The organism is Halopenitus salinus, from assembly GCF_042662125.1.
GTDB lineage: Archaea > Halobacteriota > Halobacteria > Halobacteriales > Haloferacaceae > Halopenitus > Halopenitus salinus.
The window spans coordinates 1-22,658 of sequence record NZ_JBHSXL010000012.1 but is presented as its reverse complement, the minus strand read 5'-3'; the positions used below and the strand labels follow the sequence as shown (position 1 = coordinate 22,658).

The following is a 22,658-nucleotide window of genomic DNA, read 5'->3' as shown; positions in this document are numbered from 1 at the left end:
GAGGTCAATTTCGAGAAGGGCTGAGCCGAGAGGTTTTCCCGCGATACGACCAAGGACTACCATGCCCTTTACCGCGAGCTGGCGGACGCTCCTCGACGAGTGTGAGGAGCTCGCCGCGGATGCGACGCTCATCACGCCTCTCTCGGAGACGCGATTCCGCCTCACCGACACCCAGGAACACCGCATCAATATCGAGTTCGTCGATTCGGGTGACCCGCAACCACTGCAACGCGAGCAGTTCGAAACGCTGGCCGAACGAATCACTGACGCTGGCGGCACCTTCGAACTCCAGCGACTCCCACCGGACGCCGAACCGTACGCGGCAGTACTCAGCCTGCATCCCCGCTACGAGATCGACGACCGCGAGGGTACGCTCACAGAAACCGACGAGCCGACGACATCCCAACTAATCAAAGGAGCCACTACCCAGTCCGCCGACGACCAGGATGACGCCGCAGACCGCACCGAGCCAGATCTCGATGTCTACGCTGATATGCTGTTGCTGATCGACGCCCTCGAACGCCACGATCCAACCGCACTCGAGGACTGTGAGACGCCCGTGCTCATCAATCTCTATACGTTGCTGTCGGACGTCCAGCGCAACGCTGGCGACCTTCGCCAGGACGTGCGTGAGGTACTCCTTGGGCGGCTCCACCATGACCAGCCGGTCCACGGTCAGTACGGCTCCGTCCAGCGGACGAGTCGGCGCAATCGCTCGCTGAAAGACGACGACGAAGTCATCGGTGTGCTCGAAGATGCGGGCATCCCTCGCGAGCGGATCATGGCCGTCGACCGCGAGAAGGTCGACGACGCCTTGGACGTGACCGACCTCTCCGAATCGGCTGTCTACGAGATCGAAGCAAGTGAGTACGTCCGGAAGGCCGACGTCGACGAGGAGCACAAGGAAACGCGGCTCCAAGGGCTGAAAGATCAGCTTGCGCTGAGCGACGATCCCGATGCCGAGAAGCTTCGTCAGGAAGTCGACGAGCTTGAGCAGCGTATCGAGGAGCTGACCGAGTTCAAACCTGGCACCGATATCAGGTGACCACACGAACTGATTTTTCTGATCCGGATTAACCAACAAACCGGACGGAGCGGGAAGATGTTGGTTAATCGCCTTGCTCAGAAGACGTGCAGAGTCAAAGCGCGTAGATGAGATACAATGTAGTCAATGAGATCATTGACGTCGTTGAGAGAGTATAGTTTATATGACCTCATTGAATTCATTGAGATATGTCTACATCGACGAAACACGTCGCAGTGTCGAACCAGAAGGGTGGAGTCGGCAAAACCATGGTTGCCATCAATCTCGCTGGTGCACTTAACCAGCGAGGCCATACCGTCCTCTTCGTCGACGTCGACCCACAAGGAAACGCCACTGAAGGCCTTGGCCTCTCCGAGGTCTATGAAGAGCCTGAACCGAACCTCCGATCAGTACTCGTCTCACAAGACACAGCGTTATCCGAGATCATCGAGACACATCCCGAGATGGATCTCGTTCCTTCAAATATCGATCTGTTCAAAGGCGAAGCCGAACTCGTCACCGAGATGCAAGGACGCAAACGGCTCCAGCGGGCCGTCGCCGATGTCGGCGGGGGCTACGACTTCGTCATTTATGACTGTCCCCCCTCACTCCTCGTCTTGACTGACAGCGCGCTCCTTGCTGCACAGAACGTTCTCATTCCCGCCCTTGCAGAATCTACGTCAACCCGCGCGCTCGATATTCTCTTTGATCAAATCGACACGCTCGAGGCCGAGTATGAGACATCAATCACCGAGCAGGCGATCGTTGCGAACCGTGTCGAACCCGATGGCGAAGCCGAAGAGATGATGACGTGGTTTCAGGAAACCTTTGAGCCGGGGCTACCCATCTTCGAGATACGGAAGCGTGTCGTCCTCAAGCGGGCGTGGAGTAATGGAGTCTCAGTGTTCGAACATACCGAAGACTGTGATATGGAAGGCGAGTTCGACCAGCTCGCTGCCCATCTGGAGGACGCCCTATGACTGACGATAAGAAGACGGATCGGCAAAACCGTATGAGTGAACGCTTCGGTAGCAGAGCCGAGCAGAGTGAGTCCGTAGAGGATGAAGAGACAGAGACTGAGGAGGTACTCAACAACGACAACGAAGTCAATGACGTGAATGAGATCAATGAGACAGTTGAATCAGACAAATCTACAACGTCCTCAACGACATCAAAAACATCATCTACCTCAACGACATCATCAGAGTCAATGGATTCATCGACATCATCTGATTCAAAGACAGTTCGTGAGACGAAGGCACGGACGTTCTATCTTGGAACGGATCGTTTGAAGCGGTTAGACCGGCTCTACAAAGAGATGTCGTTAGAGTACGAAATCGAGTTTGAAGAAGATCTCCCGAAAAATGATGCGTTCTACGGTGCAGTAATCGACGCCGTCTGTAACCGGACGACAATAGAAGAGGAGCTCGGACTGACAGACGACACAGAAGAAGAATCGACGTAGCTTGCACAGTACCTCGCGGATACGTGTGGATGGTCGGAGTTCGAGTTGCGTATCCGGCTCAAGCATTTTGAAGGGTGGGAGGATCTCGATCAGGAATAGTACAGCAGACCAGTATTTTAGTGAATGAGTCGGTGTCGACGAAGAAGTAAGAGCACTCGACGATAGAGGTCGGATCAGCTGGCGGGCGGTGAGAATAGGCGCGGTTCAGGACCAACATCACGAACCTCGAGCAACATAGCGAGATGAGACTGCAACAATAACGACCTCGCCTGCCGGACAACACCCCCACCCCGGATTTCAAATGAAATCAGTTCCAGAGGAAGGGGTGGGTTAGTTCGGAGGGGAACTCGGTTGACTGCCAGAGAAGGACAATTGTGCGGTAGCGAGTTTGTATTGCACAATATTCAGGTTCTAGGTTTCGTGTGGAAACCAGCTTACTTATCACGTTATTATATATTTTACTATAACGGTAAAGTAGTAGTAGTAGTGAAGCTGTGAAAGACGCAGCTTCGAGAGTTAGAACGGCTATCGGTCACAGCTCGATGAATCCTAGAAGCGCGTTTATATACTCTCTACTAGAACAGCTACTCTGTTCCTCCTCGACGACTTACTTACAATACTTCTCGAATGCTTACGAGAGCAGCACCATATTTCGAATGACTTCCCATTTACAGAGCCTCTATCCCGTTATTATCCGACTTTCGCGGCACCGCTCTCTCTAACGCACTGGCTATACGGGGCTTCTACTCTTTGGGGAATTCATTTGAAATCCGGGGTGGGGGTGTACGTACTACTCTAACCGAACCAGACGATACCAAGATTTCATCTGAAATTCGGTGTGGGGGTCGGGTAGTTTCTCCAGTTGATCTGTCCACACGAGAAGATCATCTGAAATGCGGTGTTACGCAAACGTGTTCTCAGTGCTGATCGCCGAACTTGGTTCGAGAACGAACGAGAGGAACGAGGCCGGTATTCGGCCAAATCCGAGCGAACAATGGGACCGAGGGAAAGAACTAAGTCGAATTCATTTGAAATTCGGTGTATGGCTTCAAGCGAGGAGCAGACGAATACACTCGGCGATTATGCTGCCGAACACGGGGCTGTTGCCTACTCTCGCTCCAAGTCTCGCGATGATCCGCTTTCTGTCCTCGACGAGGAAGATCCGATTTTTGCCAATGAAGATCTGCTCCGTATCGACCACATCCCGGACCACGACAAAATCGTTGGTCGAAACGACCAGATCGAAACCGTTGCTCGGCGACTCAAACCGACGATCGACGGTGGCTCCGGAAAAGGCACACTTCTCTTGGGCAAGTCCGGCTCCGGCAAGACACTCGTCACTCGGTATGTCAGTCGTGAAGTCGAAGAACGAGGCGCGAGCAATGACGTTCGCATTGGACGTGCAATCATCGACTGTGCGCAACGCCGTTCGGAGGTCCAGACGATCATTCATCTCTCGAAGAGCTTGAACGACTCCGACAAAACGGGTGTGGAGATTCCACAGTCGGGCATCGCGACGGGGGCCTACTACGACCGTTTGTGGACGGTTATCGACGAACTCTACGACGCCGTTATTGTCGTTCTTGACGAAATCGACCGTCTTGCACCCCCTGACGACGCCCAAAATGTCCCTCCAGAGGAGGCGGATGATAGCAAACTCCTGATGCAGTTGTCCCGGGCCGGTGAGGAGAACGATGTTGAGGCCAGCATTACAGTCGTCGGCATCAGTAACGACCTCAAATACGGCGATCGGCTGGACACTCGCGTTGAGAGCTCGTTTGCTCCGGACGAGATCGTGTTCCCAGCGTACGATGCAAACCAGCTCGGCGACATTCTGGATCGACGTCGCGACGCCTATCATGACGGTGTCCTCTCGGACGACGTCATCCCGCTATGTTCGGCGTTTTCTGCACAGGAACACGGTGATGCACGACGTGCGATCGACCTCTTTCGACTCGCCGGCGAGATCGCTCGCGACGACGATGCCGACCACGTCCGTGAAGAACACGTTCGTGCTGCCAACGATGATGCCGAAGTGACACGGATTCAGGATCTTATCCGCGGGTGTCCGACGCAGGCGAAGGTTGCAATTGCCGCGCTCGCTGCGATGGACGAATACACGAACCAGTCTCATTTCAAAGCAACCGAAATGTATCAAGTCTATCGCGAATTCGCCGAAGCGATCGATACGAATGTCCTTGGGCAGAAGCGAATCACCGACCAGCTTCGGGAGTATGAGACGCTGAAAATCATCGATATGACCCGAACGAGTGACGGATATCGAGAGGGAACGTACCTTCAGCTCTCACTGTTGGACGAGGCGAGTCTCTTGCTTCAATCGATCGGCCTCGATGATCGGTGCTCAAAGATTCCTATTGATTCCCGAATGCGTCAACGGCTCATCGATATTGTCGGCCGCTAGATCGGGAAGGCTGGTGTCCCTCTCGATTGTTCCGTTCGATCACTGGCGCTACCTTCCGGACTATCTTGAGTCGCTAGCCGTTCCGTTCAGAGCCTGCTTAACCAACATAACCGCCTATTTCTTCCCAGCTGTTGGTTAACAACATACCACATTTCCAGTGAACACCCCTCGTTACGAGTGAGTTCGCAACCAAAGACAGCGACACGGTGCAGGGCATCGGTCGCCCAGTCACTGAACCGGCCTACTTGGAACCAGACGGTGTCTCGGACGGGACAGTAACTGTCTCGGCCAGGTCGACGACGTCATAGACGTGAATCCCGGTTTTGAACCAGAGAACGCGGTCGGCTGTCCGTCCGAACTCTTCACTCGCACAATCCAGGCGCTCCGACACAGCCAACACGAAATTGTCGGCCTCTACCTGTCGAATCTTCGTGAGCTTCGACTCCAGATACTCGGGCGTCCAGAACCCGACGATCTCGAGGATCGCCCGCCGACCGTCAGGATGCTCAATCGCAAAGTCAGGGATCATCACTTCGGCACCTAGGTCGAAGATGTCATCCTCACGGACGAGCTCCCATTCCGTATTCGAGCGCTCCCATTTCTGCGCAAGCGTTCGTTCGACGTCGCTATCGAACTGATCCCCGGTACTGTAGTGCGAATCGAGATTCTCAGTGTGGTCGAGTGTGAACACTCGCGTCTCGCCGGTCGTTTCGTCGGCGAGAACCTCGGCGGCCATCTCCCAGCGGTTACAGAGCGGCAATGCCGGTAGGAAGTTCGCCATGCGAATTCCGTACTTCTGTGATTTCGAGAACAGCGACGCCGGCCCATCCAGCACGGCTTCGTAGCCAGCGGCCTGATCCGTGCTCGCGACGCGCTCGCCCTCGGCGTCGATTGGATAAATCCGGTGCATCAACCCGAACAACTTCACGTAGCTGAAGACGGTCCCGAAGTGATCCCAGACGCGAATCCGCATCTCTGTGGCGTCGTACAGCACTGCCTGAGCAAGCGCCAGATTATACCGGGTCAACAGCCAGTCCACGGTAAGGTCGGTGTGTTCGTAGTCCGCGTCGCTACTGCCGGTCAACGCGGTCGTCGACGTCGACGAGACGCCATCAGTCGTGTACTGGTCGACCGTTCGCGTTCCAATCCGAACGAGCCGCTTGTTGTCCTCCAGATCGGCGTACATTCCGCGATAGCACTCCTCGAGGGAGATCCCCAACTCGTCGGCCACCGCGCTGTACACCTCTAGTTTCTGTGTATCCTCACCGAGCGTGGGCTGGCGGACGATCGGATACCGCGTATTGGCTTTCTCGAACAGTCGTTGGCGGATCTCGTGGGGATCAACTGAGGCGACGACCTCGAACTCGCACTCGTCTTTCAGGAGCTTTGCGAGTCCCTGGACGATTTTGTAGTCGGTATCCGCGACAGTCAACTCGTCAATTGCGTCTTCGAGGTCGCCTTTCGGCTCATTGAGGTGGGTCTCGAACAGCTGGATGAGTTCTCGCGCCGTCTCACGATAGCGGCCATCAGTCGGATCGATGAACAACGGTCTGATTTCCTGGTCGGTCGTGCGTGACCGTGCGAGATTCGTGGTCAGCACTATGTGCTCACCCCTTCCCGGCGGCGCTGGGAGACGTACGTCTCCATCGTGTCGTCCGTGATAATCTCGTAGAGCCGTGCCGGCTGGCGGTCATCAGTGGGCCGCAGTATTCGGCCGAGTCGCTGCGCGTACTGGCGTTTCGAGGCACTCCCCGAGAGGATGATGCCGACGTTCGCCGCCGGGACGTCGATCCCCTCGTCGAGGACTTGTGAGGTCACCAGCATCGAGTATTCACCAGTTCGAAACCGCTCGAGAATTTCGGTGCGTTCGTTGGTCTTCGTCTGGTGGGTGATACAGGGAACGATGAACTCTTGGGAGATGTCGTAGGCGAAGTCGTTGTTGGCGGTGAAGATGATCGCGCGGTCGTCGTGGTGGCGCTTGATGAGGTTGTCGAGCGTGTCGAGCTTCTTCTCGGCGGTGCGGGCGATCCGCTCGGCGCGTTGCTTGGCGATGAACGCCCGTCGGCCCTGTGGATCGTAGGACGTGCGCTTGAGAAACTCCGCATAGCCGTCCTCTTTCCAGAGGTCGAACTCGTGGCTGTCGACGTAGTCGCGATAGAGCTGGTACTCCTCGTCGTATGTCTCGCGCTCGTCGGCTGTGAGATCAACCGACATATGGATCGTTTCGTACTCGCTGAGGTACTCGCCGGTGAGCTCGTCGACGTCCTCGCGGTAGACGACCGGGCCGATGAGGTCCTCGAGGAGTTCGTGCTTGCCGTCGGGGCGTTCGTAGGTGGCGGTCAGCCCGAGGCGATACGGGGCGATCATCATCTCGGGGATCTGCCGGTAGGTCGGGGCTGGCAGGTGGTGTTCCTCGTCGACGACGAGTAGGCCGAACTGGTCGCCGTACTCGTTGATGTAGCGGTAGGCGCTGTCGTAGGTCGTAACCGTGATCGCGGTGACCTCGTGGCTGCCGCCGCCGAGGACACCAACTGGCTCCGTGAGCTGGTCGCCGAAGGCGTTGGTGAGCGTAGCGTGCCACTGGTTCATCAGATCGATCGTCGGCGTGACGATGAGCGCACTGACGCCGGCGTCAGCAATCGCCTGCAGCCCGAGGAACGTCTTCCCGCTGCCCGTCGGGAGGACGACGCTGCCCCGTCGCCCGTGGTCGATCCAGGCGTCGAGGGCGGCCTGCTGGTAGTCACGCGGTTCGATGTGGAGCGCCGGCGTGAGATCGAGGTCAGGGTAGGCCCGAGCGGTGTCTTCGAGCGCTTGCCCGAAGCCGTCTCGAAGCGTTGCCTGCTCATTGCCGTCCGAGCATATGCCAGCCCATTCGAGGAGCGCCTGATACCGGTAGGCTTGGGACCGGTACTCGTCGACGCGGTCATCCCACTCTGCGTATGGAACCGACTCAGGAGCGTCGCGAAGCAGAAGGGTGCCGTCGTCGAACTTGAGCTCCATCGTAGCTGTGCTATCCTTGTCGAGTGAGAGGGGAATACCTTACTGGATATTTCTCAGCGCCACACTGCTCGCGGCGTCGGTCCGATGACATCTCACCCGCCGCTTCTTGCACTCGTATTTGTCACTGTTTGGGGCGCTCATTCGGACATCGGCCACTCAACGACGAGTCGTCTCAGTAGCCGTAACCAGCTCATCGATGAATGTAGCGAACAGCGAGTCAGGCTCACGATCAGGGCCGGTCGGCGGCTCCTTCCAGAATTCGACGTCGAATGCATGCGCTGTCGTTGCCGATCCCTCTGTGGCGATCACCATGAGAATCGCCTGCTGATAGATCACGATCGTTCGCTGCTCGTCGAGGTCGAGATATTCGATCCCAGCTGTCGCAAGCGCCGTGCGGAGATCCGCCGGGTCGGCCAATCTATAGTGCTCTACCGGCGTATCGTCGCCCGTCATAACGGTCACTACTGGCCGTCGGTACAAGTATGCCCGTTCCTCGTGTTCGCTTGCAGTTCTAGAGTGCGGATCGTTCTCGATAGCGATCGCGACTACAATCTCTCCACCCTCCGCGATCTTCTTGTTCTCCTCGTCCCCCGAGGAGTTACACGAGTGGCGATGGAACAACAACCATGGACCAGACACCCGAAGCGTTCCGCACTGCGCTGTCGTCGGGTGACACCGAGCGCGTGAATCAGGCTATTGATGAGGTCGAGGACATGGACCTCGAGGAGCGAGCCGCGCTGTTCAACGACTGCTTCGAGCTGTGTCGTGGGCTGTACGAGAGCGATGACGGCTATCAACGGCAGTCCGTGATTCGCTTTGCGGCCGCGCTGTACCCACGACTTGGGATTCGGACGGTTGGAGCCGATATCACCGACGAAGCGTTGCCGGGCGAGTGGACGCTCGACGACATCGCGACGCATCGTAACTGGCTTCGAGACTTCTATTTGGAGGCACTCGTCGACGACGACGGGCGCGTCCGACGAGCCGCCGCCAAGGCGCTCAAGGATCTGGCGCTGTCAGCCGAGATGATCGAGGCCGACGATGAACTTCAGACGATGGTCGAGGAGTTAGAGGCGCTTGCAGCGAAGCACGACGACGCCACACAGAAACATATCGAAGCGGCCTACGAGAACGTCGCTTTTCACGCAGAAAAGCCCGGGTCGTTGCTTCCCGACGGACTTCAAGAGGCACTTGCACAGGATCTGTCTCGGGGTGATCGGTGATCTACTCTAGGGTCATGCCCTGCGGACTCGGCCTGCGCTATCTATCGAAGCTTGGGAACCGGTGGAGTGTTTGCTGCAGTTGCTGGCCCCTTCAGTGCATTAACCAACACTGGCAGCCATTCCACTCTACTGTTGGTTAAGGCAGTTTAGTCGGCTTGGCCTGATTCGGTGATGGGATACGCGTACCCATGGAATCCAACCGTCGTCGCGACTCGCACACGCGTCGTCTCACCCGGTTCGACGTCGGCGACGTGGAGTGTCTCCTCAGCCGGTGTGTACGCCCGATACAGGCCATGACAATCCGGTTGCGGGCTCCGGTCGTCGACTGTCACGGTGTATTCTTCGCCTGGTGAGAACGAATGCTGCCAGCGCCGCCACCACTCCTCGCCGGCTGCCAGCGCTATCGCAACCAGATTGTTGCCTGCATGCACCAGGATCGCCAGCCACCAGAGCCCTATCAGCCACAGATACAGGCTCAGCAACCCGCTGACGAACACCGGCAGGGTTCCCCGACGGTAGCGGCGTGGATTCCGGGTATGGAGGAACGCCCACAGGACGGACCCGGCGACCAACAGTGGGAGTTGAGCGACACCCAGCGTGACCGCTAGCAGGTATGGGCCGCCGCGAAACGTGAGTTCCTCAACCACCGGCGCGATCACGACGGCGCGGACGCCTCGTCGTGTTGTTCGACGCCACCACTTGCGTTCCCAGTCGAGTCGGTCCTTGAGATCCGCAACCGTGTACGTCTCTGTCTCTCGCAAGTCGCCTTGGTGATCGCTGTCGAGCGACGCGAACCAGCCGAACGGATGCGTGCCTGTGAGTTTGACAGTCCAGTATTTGCACCGGTGGATGACGCGTTCGAGAACAAGGCTGGCGATAGTGAGTATGGCCCACGCTGCAACGAGCCGTGCTGGGTAGACGACCTGTGTTCCTGTTATCGTCGGAGCCGAAATGCTCGGTCCGAATCCCATATCCAACATAGCGCCACCGGACCTGATAAAGACAGTGAGCGAACTCCCTCGAAAGCCCTCGGCCGCTCGGCATCCCGCGACCGCCGCTGCGCGCCTCGTTACACTCGGTGCTTGCAGGGTCGGGGGACGACCGAGTCGTCCTCGCCCTTTCTGAGTCCACCAGGAGATCGGTTGCGTCACTGAGCGTCGAGCCCAGTTGGACGGTGTTTCTCGACGGCCCGCCCCGCTCGCCGCTGCCGCCCTCCGCGTCGCTCGCGACCGACCATTCCGGGCATGCGGCGAGCAAGCTCGCCGTTCCGGGCTAAAGTGAATGTGCCCTCGACGCCAGCATTAAGCGCGTTTTCGGTTGCGCCCCTCGCGGGCTTTCGCGTTCCAGCGCTTTGGGCCGTTCCGCGCGGCGAGTCACACCACGACTCGCCGTGCTCACGACCGTCGCCCTGGACACGGACCCGCAGTCCGGGCCGGACGCGAGAAACGGCTTAAAGCTGGCCGCTCGCTCCGGGCGGGTCGGCGCGCGGTGCTGGATGGTCGGACGTCTCGGGCGCGCTCTCGCTCGCGCCCAAGGGCGCTCGCGAAGGCGCGAGCGAGAGCGCGCAGACGAGTCTGTCGGGTTGTCGTCGTTGAGAAATCCGCGATGTAGTAGCATCGCGGTGTCGGGCGCGTGAGCGCCTTCAGGGTTACTGCAATGTCGAGTACTAACGCGAGCGAAAAGACGGTTTCGGACGAACAGAATTCAACTACCACGCTGGACGGCCTCGATGCGACAGTCGAGCGAGAGCCAGCGGCCCGGTCGGCGTGCCCGGAGTGCGAGGGTCAAGTTGTGACCCACGATGAGGAATCGTTCTGTGCGGACTGTGGCCTGGTCGTCGCGGCCGAGTGGGTCGATCGGAGTCCGACGCTGGGCGATCTGGGGATGGTCGGGAACGCTGAGCAGAGCATCGAGACGGTGGACCCGCTGCGGACGGACAAGGGCCTCCACACGAAGATAACGAAGAGCACTGACGGACACGGCAATCCGCTCAGTAACGAACAGTGGCAGAAGTTCCAGCGCCTCCGGAAGTGGCACAAGCGCTACCAGTTCGGCGAGGGTCGCAAGCGGACGAAGCGGCTCAACGAGGGGCTGCGCGATATCGAGATGATCGGCGGCAACCTGGGGCTGCCGGGGCACGTCGTCAAGACGGCGGCACGATACCTCCGACGCGCCTCAGAAGCGCGGTTGGCCGGCGGGCGGATGGCCTGGGAGGCACTCGCGGGCGGTGCCGTCCTCCTTGCAGCGCGCGAGTCGCGGATCGAGCGCGAGGCAATCGACGTCGATGTGGCGACCTACACGAAGGCACCCCACGAGCGGGTGTGTGCTGCGGCGCGGAAGATTCGGTGTGAACTCGGGATCGACACTGTCCCCGTTACCCGACCGAACGCGGTGATGACGGTCGTGGACGCGCTCGATGACGACGCCCTTCCAGGGAGTGCAGCCGTGCGGACGTGGCGGCTGGCACACCACCTCATGAAGCTGGGCGATCAAGAGCTAGTTGGGCCGGGGACGTCGCGGCTCACCATCGCGGCGGCGGCACTCTATGGTGCCGACCGGTTGACGCCCCAGAAGCATCTCACCCAGGGGCAGGTCGCGGAGGCGACCAGTACGGTCGTGCCGACGTCGACAAGTCGGATCAGTCGGTACAACTGCGAGCTCGTCGACGCCTACGAGGCCCGACACGGAACCAAAGACCCGGGTGTCATCCTCGACCAGGAGCCGGACACCCTGCACTGAGCGGGGCACTCCCCCGTTTTTTCTTGTGACCACCGCCCAGTGGACGCCCCACCTCCCCACCCTCCGCTCCCGGCCTCCCGCTGGTCGGCGGGCAGCCACAACCTGACAGCAGTATACAGAGAATCTACTACTGCTTCATCCCCGCGCCATACGAGAGTATGGACAGGTTCCCATACTTTCGTTATACGTCACTACTTAGTTCAGCATATCTCTGACTAAGGCGCTCCTGAACGTGGTCTTTACCGATATCAATATCAAGCAAAATCAAAGTCTCAAAGAGGGATTTGAGGACTAGTGTGAATTCATAGAGTTTGTTTGTAGAAGTTCCAGCATCTCCTTCGTGAGTGAGATTATTTCTAGCGTTTACGATTGGCCTAATATTCGACTCAAATTCCAGAGGGATCTCTTCGAGAATGTCGTCTATGTCGCGGACAAGTTCCCTCATCCGCTTGGCTAATGAATACTCATTAGCGTACTCGAACGTTCCGTTCTTCAGATGTTGTTTGAAACTGTTATCGAAATCTGACCGGATCGTATCACATAGGTCATCGTAGTAGTCCTTGAAATCATCTGAGTCGAGATACACTCCTTCAAATTTTTCATTTCGTCTATGGTATACCTCGATAGTCTGAACAAGTGAGAAAAACTCATTATTCACATACATACGGTTGTTGTATCTGGTGGAAAAGTATAGGTTGAGGGCTTGAGAGTACTCATCAGAGATAGTAAACCAATTCTCCATAACCGTGTCGTAATTGTCAGATATGTCGGGCAATATGAAATTTGTTTTATACGGATGGATTTTCGAGGCTGCTTTCGGGCTTCCCTGGGGCGGATAAAGAATCTTGATCTCTGTGTCGTTGTCAGTCCCGATGCCAATTAGTTCCTCAGCCCAACATTCTTCCCCTAGAGCTAATGAGATAAAATCTTCAATTTTCTTTACATAATCTAGTAATATATCACGTCCAACAGTATCTGGTTCAAAATCTAGTTCAAAGAAGCACTTATCAGTAATCTCGCCACCACCCCGCCGACGAAGGTTAGTTGAAATATTATGCTTTAGTTTGATAGTTCCTCTATCAATCTCTGTTTCAAGAGTCTCTGGGGTTTCTGCTTTAATTTCAAATGTATCACCTGCTTTCCCTTTTACTGGTTCCTCTCCATCAGCTCGATCAAAAATTGAACTATCAAATGATGTGGCGGCACGTTCGGCCCAAGCATCAATAAGTTCGGATTTCACTTGTAGACGAGAGAACTCAATCGAATCGGGGAAGCAATGGCCGATCAGTAACTGATTAGCTTGGTACTGTTCAGTTTGTGTCCCACCAATACCTGAAACATTTGAGACAATACAGTTGATTAGAGTTATATCGTCATCGTCTGTTGACTTCCCCAGTATCCGATCGTAGCGCCTTGCAGCAGAGTCTGCGCTCGGTATGTCCCCATCTTCAGTCAGCGTTGTGAGCAATTGTAGTGTAATACCTTCATCTGGGTCGTATTCAAGTGTCCCTGGAACTTTTCGATCCTCAGACTCAGGAGTCCACCAATAACCTTCGAACTCTCTCCGTTCAAACATAAGATGCGCGTTTGTGTTGAGATATAACAAAGTTATCGGCATAGCTTGGTTTACACGCCTACGTAGCGGTTGGTTCGAGTCTGATCTCCCTGGAATGTCCGTTGCGAGCTGGCGGGCGAGCGCTGGTTTGTCGTTCCCAAGGGGGACGGAGCGAGTCACTGATGTCACCAACCCCATCGTTCACGCTCGACGTTGAGACAGCAACCGCCTTTCGCGACTGGTTATTCGAGACGGGTGTCGAGAACCACAACGACCCACAGATCGCGAATCCCCTCGCTGAACTCGCCGCTGCAATCGATGGCGAACTCCATGACGGAACGGAGTACGTCGCAATCAGCGCCTCGACGACAGCCTTCCCACCGAATGATCAGCGCACAAATGTCGACGATGCTGGCTCACCAACCCACCAGGAGTCAGCGGAACCAACACGACCAGCTGACGCTGTCCCCGTCGACGACGCCGACAGCGACCCTGCCCGACTCTACGACAGCCTCCCCGACGACGTGTGGCACGGTTCACTCGACCAGCCCGATCCAGGCCAATCGAATACGGCACCCGGACATCGCCAAAAGCCATCGTCGACGGCAGTGCCCCACACGCAAGGAAGAGATAGCCGAATACCCGTTCGATATCGGACCTCGTACGAGTGTTCGGTGTGTGGGAGCCTCCGAGAGTTAGAGACCTCGTTGCAGGTCTGTGCGTTCGTCGACGACTGCGCTGGCTGTGGAGCCGTCGACGTCCGGTTCAGCGCGGTCGGCATCCCCGAGCCAGTCCCCGACTCTTCGTAATTCCGACTGCATCGCTACGATCGATTTTGAGGTCCTACCTCTTCGACGGTTCTTGAGGATGGAGGAGAGCCGAGGGAAAAGACCACGCGGTTCCCAGACGGCGGCTCTTAATTAGCTGTGACACGAAGCACCAGCCACCTGAGAACCGACGATGTGGTCAAACGAACCCCGGACACTGCCCGATTGGATCGAGGATGCCTATCAGATCCTCGTGGCGGGGACGCCAGATCAACAGCCGAACCTCTCGCACGAACAGGCCCAGGACCTCCTGCTCGCTGCTGAGGAATTCCCAGCTGAACCGGCTGACGCGGAGTACGCTATCGAACGGCTGCTTGACTCCGGCTGGCTCTACGCGGTCGATGGCGAGCTGCGGATCACTGATCCAGAGCGTTAACCAACATCCTACCTATTATCCCCGCTCCTGTTGGTTAAGAGTGCTGAGGAAGGGCATCCGACCAGCTGACACAGTAGCAGGGGAGACGTCGACGCGATGGTACGACGTGATCGGTATCCAGACGGGTGGAGCTCCCCCGACTGTCGATTAGATCTCATTCTTCGAAGCTGCCCGAGACCGCCCCGCCTCCCCACCCTCCGCTCCCGGCCTCCCTCCGGTCGGCCGGCAGCCACAACCTCGGGGACGATATCTGAATGACTGTTGTACGCCCTGTTCAGGAGATTGAGATTTTGAGTCCAGTACCCCTCTACTTCGGATTACTCCGTCCCACGCTTCAGTGCTCGCTCAAGTTCGGTTTGCACAGTCTCAAAGCGGGCGATCAGGCCGCGCAGCCAGCCGTCGGGGACGACGACGATCGCCTCGCCGTCGTTGAGCCGTTCGAGGTCGCTTTCGACGATCGGATGGGTTTCGTCCTGGAGTTCCTGTCGGCCAACCGAGCGCCCGTCGCGGTCGTGGACGGGGACGGACCGGCGCTGTTCCTCGCGGCCGATCTGTGACTGGGCGTACTCGACGCTCGCCGAATCGCCAACGCGCATGATGACCGACTGGACGAGGCCACTCAACAGCGCGTTCGCCCGATCTTTGCCATAGGTGTCGTGGAGCTGTGCGACCGACTGCACACCGAGCAAGAGTTGCGTGTTTCGGCCCCGGCCTGCGTTGATCAGGTCGCCAATCTTCCGGAGGCCGGGAAGGCGCGCGAACTCGTCGAGGACGAAGTACGTGTCTTGATCGTCTGCGAGTGCAAACCGTGCCGCCCAGTCGATGAAGAACCGAAACGCGGGTTGGACTGCGTCGCCCTCCGTAATCGGGAAATCCAACAGCAACGTCCGTCCCTGGGGATCCTGCATATACTCTCGGATCGAGAACTCACCTGCCTCGGCGAAGTCGCCGCGGAACAGGTCAGCGATGACTTGCTGGAAGTTCGCGTACACGCCCGCGGCCTGTCGTTCCGAATCCGGATCGATTGCCGATGCCGCCGCGGTGAGATCCGAATGGTCTGTGAGCCGCTCGTGCATCTCTTGCTTATCCGTCGACTGGACGAACGCGACGAGGTCGGCGTTCGTCGGTGTCGTATCGCTTGCCTGGGCTTCTCGATGAAGATACGTCACGACGGCAACGAACAGCTGGCGGCCAGCTTGGCTGAAGAACTCCGCGCCATCTGTCTGGGGGAAGAGTGCGCGGCCGATTTCGTCGATATCGGCTTCCCGTTCGATTTCGGCGAAGAGATTCCAGTATTCGGTTGCGTCCGTCGACGAGAGGTAGATCATGTCCTCGTGCTCGTGGTCGTGTTCGAAGCTCTCCTGATATTCGCCTTTGTAGTCGAAGACGACGAACGGATCGTCAGTTCCAGCCTGCATCTGGTGGGTGAGGAGCTTGATCGTCTCCGTCTTCCCGGCGCCCGTTTCCCCGAGGACGAGAATCGACCGGTCCTTGCGGAGCGGAACAAATCGCGAGAGACTCATACGATCACTCGCTGCAGAGAGGCTTCGAAACGGGAGGACATAGTTCCCGTCATCGATAATTCGACGGAATTCACGCTCCGTATCCCAGGTCCGCAGTCGCTGGCCTGCATACACTGCGCTCCCGAGTGCGACGACGAAGCCACCCACACGGAGCGGCGTGAACTGCTCGATGAGCGGCAGCGACATGGCGGTCAGATAGCCGGCCTGATGCAGGAAGACTTCAGCGATCTGTGCGAGCAGCAGGACGTGAAACGCCCAGAACAGCTGGAGGTGCGCTGGAAACAGTAGGGCAGTGCCGACTGCGGCCACCAGATAGAACAGAGGGACGAGCCAGAGTGCGCGACTCCGATGTAACCCATCGAATTTGAAGTCGTGGAAATTCGCGCGCTCGAGGATGGCATACACCCAGGGCAACAGCAGTGCAGCCGTCATCACGGCCGCGATCTGGAAGAAGATCTCAACCTCGTCTTCTTGCCGGTAGTCCTTGCTCTGGGACTCGGAATCAGTATGTCTGCTCACGATTCAGGCCCCTGTGCTTGTGCCTGATCGGGTTCTGGGTCGGGATCTTGGTCGTGGTCTATGTCCCGATCAGATTCAGCTTCCAGTTCGTGTGTGGCGTCGTGCTGCAACGTCTGTTCGAACTGGTGGGAGAGATCCCTGGTGAGTTCGCGATGCTGGTCGTGGAACTGCTCTTGGGCGCGCTCGCGGAGCTGTTCGCAGTCCTCTTTGTCCATCCAGAGGTCGCGTTTCGTCCCCGTCAGTGCAACTTGGGCGTGTGGATGATCAGTATCGCGATGGATTGCATAACAGTACGTCGCTGTATTGCGGTCCTTGCAAAACTCGCTCATCACCTGCCGAGTGTACAGACTGAATTGGTCGTCGGAGAGGTCGGTGCCGTTTTCGGGTGAGATGATGACCTCTCGCTCGAACTCGTATTCCTCGGACTTCTCGATGAACGCCTCGATCTCCTCGTCGGACATCTCCTCGCCAGCGCGGTTCTCAAGCCCCTTCTCCTTATCCAGATACTCGACGAGGTTCCGCGCACCGTGCTCGCGATAGTTGGTGTCCGTGAAGACCTTCATCCGCGATCACTCCGAAGCTTATCGAAGAGATCGCTGCCATCGTCCTCATCGCTTTCAGCATCGCCGGAGCCGTCTGTCGTCTCGTCGACGTCGTCCGGCGTGTCGTCGGTGGCCGCGTCAGGCGAGTCGGGCTCTTCATCGTTGGTGGGATGCTGCGTTGTGGACGACTCGGTCGTGGTTTCAGCACTCGCCTTCGTGGCCGACGTGTCCTCACCCACTTCTTGGATACTCGTCTCGAGATCTTGGCGCATCCGGCGAGCCCCAGTATCGAGTGCCTCTTGCCGGACGTGATCTGACCGATCCTGTTTCATCAGTTCGAAGTTGGCGATTGTGTAGGCGCCGAACTTCGCATTCATATCGCGGATTTCCTTGGCGGTCTCGACCATTTGCTCGGTGCCGACTGAGATGAGTTCTTGAATGCGTTCTTCAGCGCGCGCTTCTGAGGCAATCGCGTCTTGGGCGTCCTGCTGGAGCTGGCGGTCGATCATGTCGTTGATGACCCCGGACATGGAGGTGTCTTCCTCAGCGGCGCGCTGTTTGAGTTCGGCCTTGCGTTCGTCAGTGACGTACACCGTGATTTGCGTGTCGCGCCCACCCATTTCAGACGCTCCGAGCGAGACTCGCCGTGGTTGGTGTGAGCGATGCGATGGGGAAATCGGCAGTCGGTGGATGCGGAAGGTCGGTGTGTGGCGGTAGAGGGCAAGCCAAAGCTGCACATTGGTCTGTGAAAAATCGCTGGACTGCAGTTCGTGGGGACCACATTGGTAACGTCTATTCCCACATTGGATTCCACCTTAATTATTACGCCCACAGTCGAGCTGCGAGTAACACAGATACTGTAGATCGAGTGCTTCGAATACAACCGGAGCGTGACTCTATTAACCAACAACGGCCGGTATAATCGGACTTGTTGGTTAAGGCGATACTCCACCTGGTGTTGAAACCAATGACTGAGTTGATTCGCTAACTACCCAACCCAGCGCTAGTCTTTTGTATGACTGGACTAAAGTAATGATAGAGAATAGTATGAGTAAGACAGAGTCTGAAAAAGTTGTGTCCGTATCGTCGCGCGGGCAAGCCACCATCCCGAAGGAGTTCCGTGAGGAGTTGGGTATCGACACGCCCGGTCGTGTGAAGTTCGTCCGGACCGAGGAGGGTGACATCGTCGTTCGCCCCATCCACTCAGTGACGGATTTGCGTGGGATTCTGAAAGGGAAAACCGACGAGCAGGGGCGCTCGGCAACCGAGCGCCTACGGAAGGAACGTGCAGCGGACAAAGCCAGTGAAGAGGAGTTGCGGCAGCGCTACGCCGGCGACGACGAGGCTGACGCATGACGGACGGGGCAGAGATTCCCGAAACGATCGTCTTCGACGCCGAACCACTCATCGCCTACTTCTGTAACGAACCGGGGAGCGACACCGTCGAAACGTACGTCGACGCCGTTGAAGGCGCAGCAGACGGCTACATCTCGGCGATCAACCTCGCCGAGGTCCACTATATCGTCCGTGCGATTGACGGCGAGGAGCGCGCTGATACTGTCGTCGACGTCCTCGAGGAAAGCGGCATCCGTCGCGTCGACACCGAACAGACCTGGGCGTCAGCAGCTGACTTCAAATTCCGCTACTCGCCGGCGCTTGGCGATGCCTTCGCACTCGGGACCGCAGCACACGTCGACGGGATGCTCCTGGTCGGTGCCGATGATGATTACGACGACGTCACCGATGTCCCAATCGAACGGTTCCGAGAGGAACCGGCATAGATTCTGTTTCTCGTCTCACAGTGGTCGCTATCGATGATCTTCTGTCCGCTCTTCGAGGAATTCTCGCAGTCTCGATTCAAAAGACGGTGGCGTAGCTCCGAACGTTGACGTTGCAGACTCAACAACTTCGTCAATCTCGGCTTCCTCTTGTACTGTTCCCAGTCCGTAGAGTGCTGTGCGAACCACCTCACTGTAGAAATCGTCTTCGTCGTAGCAGAACTGACAGTCCTGTCGCCAGTAGTCCGGGACGAACTGCACACCGAGTGCCTGATGCCTGGGACAGATCCCTTTCCGAACCTGCCCGATATTTCGGAAATCGACCTGCCACGTACCGTCAGATGCAATCTCGACAACGAAGTACGCGCCGAAAAGAGCATCCGCGCCATGATCAGCCGTCCGGTAGAGGAATGCGGTGTTGAGAGCCTTGTTCTTGTACCGGCCGGTGTGTATATGACCAGAGAAGTAGGCCTTCCCCGCAAAGTGTTCCAGCAACTCGGGGTGCCAGTAGTGGTTCACGAGGATTGTCTCGTCCTCGACTAACTCGGGATTTTGTGTGAACGTCTCTCCAGCAACGGTAATTGTGTCATCTTCGGGGATGAACGTCCCCGGGAGGTCGTAGGCCTGGAATGGCTGTTCCGGGCCGATTGCTCCGTCTCGATTCCCCCAGATATAGAGAAATTCTCCGCGCTCGTGGAGCGTCTCGAAATACGGGGTGACCGCATCGAGCTGTTCCCGGCCTTCGTCGACGCCATCGAACCACGCATTCGTGATATCGCCGACGTGAATGACGAAGTCGAATTCTTCGCCTTCAGTTCCGTCGACGACCCGTTCCAGAGAGTCAACGTCCCCGTGGTTGTCTCCCATACAGAGAAGTCGGAGCGTCTCAACATCGTCAGCCGCCATTGTTGGCTCTCCATAATCACCCAAGTGTATAGAAGACCACGCTCATCGTCAGAGGGAGATATATCACAACAGTGGTAATCGGTCTGAATCACCAACTTCCGCGTAGCCGTCCACAGGCTTATTACAGAGGAGCACCGATATTTCATCAATGAGTCTCCACCCCGCTGGCGACGACCGCGAGGGCGACGCCGAGGACGGAGATCGGCCTGAGGTTCCTGAGGGCGTTCTTCGCGGCATTGAGGATATCGCTGACGGGAATACAGCGAGCAAAGAAGACCTCGAGTCTCTGCTGAAGTACTAACCGGCTTTTCTTGAGGCAGATGTGAGCTACGTATCACTGTCGGACGAAGAGACGAGGGTCATCTTTGCTGGAGAAGCCGCTGCAGATTTTGCTGCACTCGATGCCTCGGAACAGGAAGAAGTCATCACCCGGCTCCTGAACATCGTCACGAGCGAGGCGCCACCCAGCTCGTTCATCTATGAGCGTATCGCCAACCTCGATATCATCACCGTCGGTGATCAGGGCCGATTGTACACCAAAGTCGTTGACGAAATCCCACGTGGAGACACGGAGTATCATGTCATCTATCTCTTCTTCATCGATCCGTACCACGACTACCCTCACAAGGCGCTGGCAGCGTACAGCCCAAGTGCAGAGGCGAAAGCTGAGGAGGTCACTGCGCTGGAGCAGGTGTCCGATGTTGAGCAATACTTCACGGATCACGATGCGCTCGACGAGGACGATCTCCGTGATTTGCTCCCATAGCGTGCTCTGGAACCTGGTTCTCTCTGGTTCAACCCTTACCCTCGTGCCCGGGAAACCGCTTCTCTCGCCGGCGTATTCTTCAGTTCACCGATTTTCGCTACGTGTGGTCAGTGAACCATCGGGGGGACCGTAGGCGTCAGCCCAGCAGCGACGATGGCGTACGCCTGCTCCTGTCCACAGTCTTAACCAACAACTGCCGGTCTTCTGGGCCGTATGTTGGTTAAGTACTGAGCGCGAGCCCGCCGGCAACCGCCACACCGGCGACCACGGCGCCGATCACGAGCAGGGCGTAGTTCGCTATCGGGTTCGCAGCCGTGACGACGTCGAGCGTGTACTTCTCGCCACGCACGGGCGCGAACGGACGGACACCGGTCGGTGTGAGTACGTCGGCGAGGATGTGAGCCACCACGGTGAGGGTCCCGACGACGGCGCCGAACAGTCCCGTCCCGAGTGCGGCCAGCACCCCACGGGACGCCCCCAGTAGTAGGCCACCGACACCGACGACCGTGCCGACAGCGAGCGCGAACCACACGGTATGTGTCGGTCCTCGGTGTTTCACGCCGGGGATTCGTTGATCGACGTCGGGAAGCATGGCCCCGCCAACAACGACAGCACCACCGAGCACTCCGAGCGTGGTGTAGCCGAGCGCAGTCAGGATGAACACAATGGGCGCGTAGGCGACCAACGCCGCGCCGTAGTGGCCCTTTTGGTGCATGGTTAGTAGTTCTGGAGCCACTCCGGCCCGCCGTAGGCGTCGACGTAGCACCGCCTGTGTGCCGGCTCACCCCTCGGGTTCGGAATCGCCTTTTCCAACGGAACCGACTCCCCGCATAGGTCACACTCGGCCGTGTGGCCCGCTTGCCGGGCGTTTGGCGAGAGGTCCTTCACCTCGATGTAGAGTTCGTGGAGCGAGCGCGGCGTCAGCCGGACGAGCACCTTCTCCCGGTTGTCCTCGTTTCGCCGCTCGGGAGTGTACGTCAGCACCCAGTCCTGGCCCTCTTCGCCGTCGCCGCCCGGCCCCAGCGAGATCGTCTGTGCGAGTTCGTCCGGCACGTAGTGCCACTCGTTCTCTCGAAACCGGGGATAGTGTCCGTCCGGTCGCGGGTTCTCGGGGTCGACGTCGTCCTCGGTCATGCGAGCCCGGCCTCCTCGAAGGCATCGTTGACGACGTCGGCGGTCGGGGCGTTGAGGTAGGGTTCGATAGCCTGGAAGCTATCCCAGCCACCGACGGCCATCACGACGCGGGGATTCATCTGCCGGTCGACGAGGAGTCGCTGGGCGAAGCGACGGCGGAGATCGTGGGAACTCACGTACTGATAGTCGTCGTCGCTGGTTTCGGCGGCCGCACGCTCGGCGGTGCGCTTCACGACGTCGCGGACACCGCGCTCGGTGAGATCGATCAATAAATCGTGTGGCGCTATATCGTCGGCAGTCTGGTAGCGATGAACGTCGCCCTCGACGTCCGCGGGTAGGTAGGCATCACGGGGCTTCCCGCCGTTCCCGGTCGTGTCCTTTCCCTCTGGAACCCGGAGTCGGTAGTGATCGCCGTCCGGCGTGCGTTTCACGTGTTCCGGGCGGATCTGTGGAATTTCGAAGGCTCGGAGGCCGACGTAGCCACCGAGCTGGATGATGAGATCGTCGCGATGGTTCGCAGCGGCCCGCCGCAACTCCTCGAGTTCAGCATCGGTCATCCAGACCTTGTATTCGTCCTGTTTTGCGGTCGCCTCCAATCGCATAGGATCTTCTAAAACAAGCTTACACTAAATATCTGTCGAGCATCAGAAACGGTGGTGTGTGATCGGCTGATTAGGCGGCTTGAGTGGAGAATAGCAGTGTTCCAGTGACGACTTCTATGATAAGTCGGCAGATATAGTATAACTCAATCTCTGATCTCTGAAAGACATTGCCTCGCTGAGGAGGACGCCTTGTACAGAATCACTCCACGATTCAATCCCGCATTTCCTCAGATGTCACCGTTCGCTCGAATACGCGT

Annotated in this window: 24 protein-coding genes; 12 read left to right on the top strand and 12 right to left on the bottom strand. The window is 57.8% G+C overall.

Annotation, left to right across the window (positions count from 1 at the left end; genetic code table 11):
* Positions 1 to 61 precede the first annotated feature (61 nt).
* From ACFQE9_RS14325 to ACFQE9_RS14310, 4 genes are all read left to right on the top strand, one after another.
* Entirely contained in the window at positions 62 to 1,045 is a 984-nt protein-coding gene (locus tag ACFQE9_RS14325; RefSeq protein WP_379746177.1) for a DUF7983 family protein, read from the top strand.
* Between the two features lie 188 nt (positions 1,046 to 1,233).
* Positions 1,234 to 2,004 carry a ParA family protein gene (locus ACFQE9_RS14320; RefSeq protein WP_058826566.1) on the top strand — a complete coding sequence of 257 codons (771 nt, stop codon included), beginning with the start codon at positions 1,234 to 1,236 and terminating at the stop codon, positions 2,002 to 2,004.
* Positions 2,001 to 2,489 carry a hypothetical protein gene (locus ACFQE9_RS14315; RefSeq protein ID WP_157575437.1) on the top strand — a complete coding sequence of 163 codons (489 nt, stop codon included), beginning with the start codon at positions 2,001 to 2,003 and terminating at the stop codon, positions 2,487 to 2,489. Before ACFQE9_RS14320 ends, ACFQE9_RS14315 begins: the two co-directional genes overlap by 4 nt.
* A 1,042-nt stretch (positions 2,490 to 3,531) precedes the next feature.
* A complete protein-coding gene (locus ACFQE9_RS14310) occupies positions 3,532 to 4,911 on the top strand; it encodes a Cdc6/Cdc18 family protein (RefSeq protein ID WP_058826536.1) in 1,380 nt (459 codons plus the stop codon).
* Between the two features lie 241 nt (positions 4,912 to 5,152).
* Here ACFQE9_RS14310 and ACFQE9_RS14305 read toward each other — a convergent pair whose 3' ends face one another.
* The 3 genes from ACFQE9_RS14305 to ACFQE9_RS14295 all read right to left on the bottom strand — a co-directional run bounded on the left by ACFQE9_RS14305 (position 5,153) and on the right by ACFQE9_RS14295 (position 8,364).
* The gene (locus tag ACFQE9_RS14305; RefSeq protein WP_379746173.1) at positions 5,153 to 6,511 is read right to left on the bottom strand and encodes a DUF790 family protein; all 1,359 of its coding nucleotides are present in this window, start codon (positions 6,509 to 6,511) and stop codon (positions 5,153 to 5,155) included.
* Positions 6,511 to 7,911, bottom strand: coding sequence for a DEAD/DEAH box helicase family protein (locus ACFQE9_RS14300; protein ID WP_379746170.1), 1,401 nt, complete (start codon positions 7,909 to 7,911; stop codon positions 6,511 to 6,513). Before ACFQE9_RS14300 ends, ACFQE9_RS14305 begins: the two co-directional genes overlap by 1 nt.
* 156 nt (positions 7,912 to 8,067) lie before the next feature.
* The gene (locus ACFQE9_RS14295; RefSeq protein WP_379746167.1) at positions 8,068 to 8,364 is read right to left on the bottom strand and encodes a hypothetical protein; all 297 of its coding nucleotides are present in this window, start codon (positions 8,362 to 8,364) and stop codon (positions 8,068 to 8,070) included.
* Positions 8,365 to 8,537: 173 nt separating this feature from the next.
* Between ACFQE9_RS14295 and ACFQE9_RS14290 the strand changes: the two genes are divergently transcribed.
* Entirely contained in the window at positions 8,538 to 9,134 is a 597-nt protein-coding gene (locus ACFQE9_RS14290; protein WP_058826539.1) for a hypothetical protein, read from the top strand.
* A 146-nt stretch (positions 9,135 to 9,280) separates the two neighbouring features.
* Here ACFQE9_RS14290 and ACFQE9_RS14285 read toward each other — a convergent pair whose 3' ends face one another.
* Complete coding sequence (locus tag ACFQE9_RS14285; protein WP_379746163.1) at positions 9,281 to 10,105, bottom strand: CPBP family intramembrane glutamic endopeptidase; 825 nt, start codon at positions 10,103 to 10,105, stop codon at positions 9,281 to 9,283.
* Between the two features lie 820 nt (positions 10,106 to 10,925).
* Here ACFQE9_RS14285 and ACFQE9_RS14280 point away from each other — a divergent pair.
* Positions 10,926 to 11,873, top strand: a complete 948-nt coding sequence (locus ACFQE9_RS14280; protein ID WP_379746160.1) for a transcription initiation factor IIB — start codon at positions 10,926 to 10,928, stop codon at positions 11,871 to 11,873.
* Between the two features lie 181 nt (positions 11,874 to 12,054).
* On the opposite strand, the gene ACFQE9_RS14275 is transcribed toward ACFQE9_RS14280, so the two are convergent.
* Positions 12,055 to 13,449 carry an ApeA N-terminal domain 1-containing protein gene (locus ACFQE9_RS14275; protein ID WP_379746157.1) on the bottom strand — a complete coding sequence of 465 codons (1,395 nt, stop codon included), beginning with the start codon at positions 13,447 to 13,449 and terminating at the stop codon, positions 12,055 to 12,057.
* Positions 13,450 to 13,610: 161 nt separating this feature from the next.
* Between ACFQE9_RS14275 and ACFQE9_RS14270 the strand changes: the two genes are divergently transcribed.
* Together ACFQE9_RS14270 and ACFQE9_RS14265 are read left to right on the top strand one after the other, a co-directional pair.
* On the top strand, positions 13,611 to 14,237 hold the full coding sequence (locus ACFQE9_RS14270) for a hypothetical protein (protein ID WP_379746154.1): 627 nt from the start codon (positions 13,611 to 13,613) through the stop codon (positions 14,235 to 14,237).
* 151 nt (positions 14,238 to 14,388) lie between these two features.
* Positions 14,389 to 14,631 (top strand): hypothetical protein, encoded by a 243-nt coding sequence (locus ACFQE9_RS14265; RefSeq protein ID WP_379746151.1) that lies wholly within the window; start codon positions 14,389 to 14,391, stop codon positions 14,629 to 14,631.
* Between the two features lie 317 nt (positions 14,632 to 14,948).
* On the opposite strand, the gene ACFQE9_RS14260 is transcribed toward ACFQE9_RS14265, so the two are convergent.
* From ACFQE9_RS14260 to ACFQE9_RS14250, 3 genes are read right to left on the bottom strand one after another with little or no spacing between them, the layout of a single operon-like run.
* The gene (locus tag ACFQE9_RS14260; RefSeq protein ID WP_379746148.1) at positions 14,949 to 16,673 is read right to left on the bottom strand and encodes a type IV secretory system conjugative DNA transfer family protein; all 1,725 of its coding nucleotides are present in this window, start codon (positions 16,671 to 16,673) and stop codon (positions 14,949 to 14,951) included.
* Positions 16,670 to 17,236, bottom strand: a complete 567-nt coding sequence (locus ACFQE9_RS14255; RefSeq protein WP_379746145.1) for a relaxase/mobilization nuclease domain-containing protein — start codon at positions 17,234 to 17,236, stop codon at positions 16,670 to 16,672. The genes ACFQE9_RS14260 and ACFQE9_RS14255 overlap by 4 nt, the downstream gene beginning before the upstream one ends.
* Positions 17,233 to 17,835 carry a hypothetical protein gene (locus ACFQE9_RS14250; protein WP_058826548.1) on the bottom strand — a complete coding sequence of 201 codons (603 nt, stop codon included), beginning with the start codon at positions 17,833 to 17,835 and terminating at the stop codon, positions 17,233 to 17,235. The genes ACFQE9_RS14255 and ACFQE9_RS14250 overlap by 4 nt, the downstream gene beginning before the upstream one ends.
* A 427-nt stretch (positions 17,836 to 18,262) precedes the next feature.
* Between ACFQE9_RS14250 and ACFQE9_RS14245 the strand changes: the two genes are divergently transcribed.
* Positions 18,263 to 18,571 (top strand): AbrB/MazE/SpoVT family DNA-binding domain-containing protein, encoded by a 309-nt coding sequence (locus ACFQE9_RS14245; protein WP_049987406.1) that lies wholly within the window; start codon positions 18,263 to 18,265, stop codon positions 18,569 to 18,571.
* Positions 18,568 to 18,996 (top strand): PIN domain-containing protein, encoded by a 429-nt coding sequence (locus tag ACFQE9_RS14240; protein WP_379746142.1) that lies wholly within the window; start codon positions 18,568 to 18,570, stop codon positions 18,994 to 18,996. The genes ACFQE9_RS14245 and ACFQE9_RS14240 overlap by 4 nt, the downstream gene beginning before the upstream one ends.
* 27 nt (positions 18,997 to 19,023) lie before the next feature.
* On the opposite strand, the gene ACFQE9_RS14235 is transcribed toward ACFQE9_RS14240, so the two are convergent.
* Positions 19,024 to 19,899 carry a metallophosphoesterase family protein gene (locus tag ACFQE9_RS14235; RefSeq protein WP_156105766.1) on the bottom strand — a complete coding sequence of 292 codons (876 nt, stop codon included), beginning with the start codon at positions 19,897 to 19,899 and terminating at the stop codon, positions 19,024 to 19,026.
* A 148-nt stretch (positions 19,900 to 20,047) separates the two neighbouring features.
* Here ACFQE9_RS14235 and ACFQE9_RS14230 point away from each other — a divergent pair, with 148 nt between their 5' ends.
* A complete protein-coding gene (locus ACFQE9_RS14230) occupies positions 20,048 to 20,200 on the top strand; it encodes a hypothetical protein (RefSeq protein ID WP_156105765.1) in 153 nt (50 codons plus the stop codon).
* A 21-nt stretch (positions 20,201 to 20,221) separates the two neighbouring features.
* A complete protein-coding gene (locus ACFQE9_RS14225; protein ID WP_049987397.1) occupies positions 20,222 to 20,665 on the top strand; it encodes a hypothetical protein in 444 nt (147 codons plus the stop codon).
* A 220-nt stretch (positions 20,666 to 20,885) separates the two neighbouring features.
* Here ACFQE9_RS14225 and ACFQE9_RS14220 read toward each other — a convergent pair whose 3' ends face one another.
* The 3 genes from ACFQE9_RS14220 to ACFQE9_RS14210 are packed head-to-tail and all read right to left on the bottom strand — an operon-like array spanning position 20,886 to position 22,401.
* Positions 20,886 to 21,380, bottom strand: coding sequence for a metal-dependent hydrolase (locus tag ACFQE9_RS14220; RefSeq protein WP_049987396.1), 495 nt, complete (start codon positions 21,378 to 21,380; stop codon positions 20,886 to 20,888).
* Positions 21,381 to 21,382: 2 nt separating this feature from the next.
* Positions 21,383 to 21,799 carry a DUF8161 domain-containing protein gene (locus tag ACFQE9_RS14215; RefSeq protein ID WP_379746137.1) on the bottom strand — a complete coding sequence of 139 codons (417 nt, stop codon included), beginning with the start codon at positions 21,797 to 21,799 and terminating at the stop codon, positions 21,383 to 21,385.
* On the bottom strand, positions 21,796 to 22,401 hold the full coding sequence (locus ACFQE9_RS14210) for a site-specific integrase (protein WP_379746134.1): 606 nt from the start codon (positions 22,399 to 22,401) through the stop codon (positions 21,796 to 21,798). Before ACFQE9_RS14210 ends, ACFQE9_RS14215 begins: the two co-directional genes overlap by 4 nt.
* Positions 22,402 to 22,658 lie beyond the last annotated feature (257 nt).